Here is a 3,930-nt window from a genome sequence, read left to right on the forward strand (position 1 = left end):
TGAAAGACGCCCTTAAAGACCTGAAAGAGGCAGGTTTAATCCAAACCGCTCCGGCCGGTATTGCCACAGCAACCGAGCAAAGCCAACTGCACACCGCCAATGAAAACATCCACCTGGTCAGCGGTAACCATACCGACATTACCGCCGGCCAAAGCCTGACCGCCCATGCGGCAGAGAGCCTGAACCTGTTTGCGCAAAGCAGCGGCATCAAGATGCAGGCCAATCAGGGCAAAGTAGAAGTGCAGGCACAGAATGACGAGTTGCAGCTGAATGCTTTGAAGGATGCGACGTTAACCAGCAGCGCAGGGAAAGTCACCATTGCGGCGAAGGAAGAGATACTGATTACCTGCAAAGGGGCGTATATCAAGTTGAGCAACGGGGAAGTGGAGATCGGGAGTCCGAAGGTGGTGCGGGTGAGGGCGCCGTTGGTGATCAGTGGGGTTAATCAGGTAAATTTTGGGCTTCCTCCATTCAAGCCAAATCATGGCGCACTTTATCAATTAACCAACCAACACGGTAAACCTTTATATAACGAACCATACACTTTAAAACTGGCAGATGGTACGGAATATTCGGGGAAAACCGACCATGAAGGGAAAACCCATACCGTATTCAGTGCCGAACCGCAACGTGTCGAATTGGTTTTACCTGAACAGGAAAAAACAAAAACAGAAACCTTATACCTTTGCGGAGGCGGGAAAGAGAATCTGCATTTGGATTTTGTGCATGACGATAAAATGATTCAGGAGTAAAAATATGGGAATTGTTACCAGCATTAGTGTGGAAAAAGGTTATGCTCAGCTAGAACGAGCGACAGATCAAGGGTATCTTGACCCTAAACTTCGAGCAGCTAGTGTTGTTCCAAAGCTAATCATCAGGACATTGAGGGGCAAACCTAGCGATGTCAATATGAAACAGCTTGCTGTTGCCCTGATGATATGGCTGGATGAAAAAAACCACGATTATTTATGGTACTACAAGGCGGAAGTAACATTCAATGTCCCGTTAAGAGGCACACCTGTTCCCGTATTAACGGCGAATAGCAAAGACAAAAACCGCCGCCATTCTCACAATCCGTTCGGCCAGATCATACCCGGCGCGCAACGCAGGCGGCCGGACATCATCATCGTTAAAGACAAAAACATCCGCTGGCCCGGGAGGGCGGCGACCTATCCGACGGGTGAAGCGTATATGGACAATCTGTCGCGGGTGGTGGAGGTGAAATTTGAAGGGGATCAACTCAGCAAAGACCAAGATAGGGATTATGAAAAAATTGCAGGAGGCAGAGAACGCTTTACCGTATTAAAGGTAACCAGCTACGACGATACCAAGGGCAAAGGCATACTGGTCAAGAAACCTCTGCCTGTCTATGCAGACAAACCGCAGCCTAAAGGTTATTTTTATGAGGAATGGATACGCAGTGGTGGACGGGTAGTCGATTCTGTAGTAGTGGCAGCACAAGAAGCCTACCGAAATGCTTCTAAACAAATTACAAAATATTCTAGAGAAGCAGAACAATATCTACGAAATCATGCGCCATGGATATTTGAGGGAGGAAAATTGATCAGAGATGCGGCAACCAATACTTGGAAATGGATGGATGAACAGGGTAGGACGCTTAAAATTTGGACGCAAAAGCAGTTAGATGCTGCTTTCGAAGCCCTGAAAAGGGCTACCGACTGGACAATAGAGGAAATCAAAAAGATTGACTGGATGCAGGTGATTGCCGTCGGCGCGGTGGTGGTTCTAGTTATTGCCATTGGTGCGGCGGTTACGTTTTTCACTGCTGGGACGGGAACCGCGCCCTACGCCGCTTCGGTTCAGGCTTTTTTGACTTCTATAGGAGTAGGTGCGGCAGCAGTTGGTGCGGCGGCCAGGTAAGCGAACAGGCCGTCTGAAAACGGTTTTTCAGACGGCTTAAAATATTCAATCTCTACGAAAGGACAAAGCATGACCCCTCAAGGACAAAAAAACCGTTTGAACGACATCATGTTTCATGCGCAGCGTTGCGAACTGTACGACGACGAACACAGGCTGTATGCCAAGATGGGGCTGGGCATTACTATATATTTCTACGGCGGCGGGAGTGAAAGCGGGCAGCGAAAGGTATTGGATGTGTTCAAAAGATACCAAGAAGAATATGACAGGTATTTAAATGGTCTGTTTGGTAGCGAACAAGGCAAGAGATTCGTTAAATTTAACTCAGGGCAGTTTATTAAAACTATTGGCGAATTATCGAGCCATGCAAAAAAAAATAAAGGAATTTTTTTGTTCATCAGTTCTGAACGAAAAGGGGATTATGCCAGTGATTACTCCTGTGAAACCCTAACTACCTCCCCGACAGGAGAAAGCGTTTACAACCTACTCAGCTATTTACGGCTTGTCTTTCCAATCGGTTGGCTGAAGGATGAAACCAAACGGGCGGAATTTGAAGAATGGGTGGATTACCTGTGCGCAAAATTCGACGTACTGCACGGCTACGCGGGCTTGGAGTGTATTCTTCCTTACGGGTATCATGAATGGGAGCCACACGAATACCAGGTTGCCACCCACTACTACAATGTAATGCCCAACTGTACCGCCTTTATGGGGGATTCAGACTATCCAGATGCCATAAAAAGCATCGCTTGGTACACCATTCTAGGCAAATCCCTATCCATGCGTATCGAACCGCAGGTATGGGCTCGGCTGGCGGAGCAATACCCCGAAATCACGGTCAAAACGCAGGCAAACGGCGTTTCCGTCATCAAAACCGACGAACTGCCCGATGTCGGAGATGCCAGCGAACCGCTGCCTTTGAATTACCAGGCATTGAACGAAGCCTTAAGGCCGGTCATCAAAGCTGTTCCCAACCGCCTGCACCACCTTTACGACACACCCCATTTTGATGCTGTCAGAACCTATTACTGGACACACCGCTGGGACAACCCGAATATGAAGGACGGGGTATTGAACCCGGAGGGAAAAGCCGTTAAAACCGCGCCGATACTGGTGGAAAACGGCGAAACCGTCCGTGTGCCGTACAGCGGCGTATGGCAGCCGTTCAACCATGACGGGGAAGCCATACATTTGGAAAAGGGAAAGCCCTTTCCCGATGTGCCCAAGCCCGAAGATTTACTGGCGCAGACTTTGTGGAGACTAATCAGCAGGGATGACGGCGGAACATTGGAAGTAGTCCCCTCATTCAGATAGACATCAAAGGCCGTCTGAAAAACACTTTCAGACGGCCTTTCCACCACCAATCCCCTCCTATTGACCATCCACCGGCAGTGTCGTTTCTTTCGAATACGATGCCGACAATAATCTGACTGCCGTTACCGATCCCGAGGGACACCGCTGGTTGCGTCAATATGATGCCAACGGCAACATGATTCTCGAAACAGACCCCGAAGAGAACGAAACCCACTATCGCTACAATGATGCAGGCTTACCGATAGAAATCACCGACGCACTCGGAGGTATTAAAACCCTGACTTGGACAAAGGACGGACAAATCTTAAGTCATACCGACTGCTCCGGCTATACCAGACGCTGGCAATATGATGATAGGGGCCGTCTGCAAACCCAAACCGATGCCGAAGGCAATAGCACACACTATAGCTACGACTCAAGGGGCAATCCCGAGGTTGTGGTCCAAGCAGACGGCACGAGGGAATCCTATCTGCATGATGCGGAAGGCAGATTGCTTGAGCATACCGATCCGCTCAAGCAAAGCACTCACTATACCTATGACAAAGGCGGCCGTCTCTTCATCCGTACCGATGCACTTGGACAACAAGTCCAATACCGCTATGACCTCAACAGCCGTTTGGTCGGGCTGCTGAACCAAAACGGTGATCTTTACGGCTTCCGCTACAACAGTGTCGGCGCGCTGACCGAAGAAAAAGGCTTTGACGGTAAAATCACCCGCTACCATTACACCCAAGGCAG

The 3,930-nt window shown here is 49.2% G+C and carries 4 protein-coding genes and 1 pseudogene; 4 read left to right on the forward strand and 1 reads right to left on the reverse strand.

Going from position 1 to position 3,930, the window contains the following annotated elements; genetic code table 11:
* The 3 genes from HMPREF2700_RS09455 to HMPREF2700_RS09465 all read left to right on the forward strand — a co-directional run.
* A partial coding sequence (locus HMPREF2700_RS09455) for a DUF2345 domain-containing protein (RefSeq protein WP_141745848.1) occupies window positions 1-752 on the forward strand: 752 nt, incomplete at its 5' end.
* Window positions 753-756: 4 nt separating this feature from the next.
* Window positions 757-1,881, forward strand: coding sequence for a VRR-NUC domain-containing protein (locus HMPREF2700_RS09460; protein ID WP_070591728.1), 1,125 nt, complete (start codon window positions 757-759; stop codon window positions 1,879-1,881).
* Window positions 1,882-1,950: 69 nt separating this feature from the next.
* Window positions 1,951-3,192: a type VI immunity family protein gene (locus tag HMPREF2700_RS09465; protein WP_070591729.1), complete on the forward strand. Its 1,242-nt coding sequence runs from the start codon at window positions 1,951-1,953 to the stop codon at window positions 3,190-3,192.
* Here the strand turns inward: HMPREF2700_RS09465 and HMPREF2700_RS12040 are convergent.
* A complete protein-coding gene (locus HMPREF2700_RS12040) occupies window positions 3,185-3,334 on the reverse strand; it encodes a hypothetical protein (protein WP_283129704.1) in 150 nt (49 codons plus the stop codon). The genes HMPREF2700_RS09465 and HMPREF2700_RS12040 overlap by 8 nt on opposite strands.
* Before the next feature lie 33 nt (window positions 3,335-3,367).
* Between HMPREF2700_RS12040 and HMPREF2700_RS09470 the strand changes: the two are divergent.
* A pseudogene (locus HMPREF2700_RS09470) lies at window positions 3,368-3,930 on the forward strand (RHS repeat protein); the annotation flags it as partial.

The organism is Neisseria sp. HMSC068C04, assembly GCF_001810105.1.
Taxonomy (GTDB): Bacteria; Pseudomonadota; Gammaproteobacteria; order Burkholderiales; family Neisseriaceae; genus Neisseria; species Neisseria flavescens_B.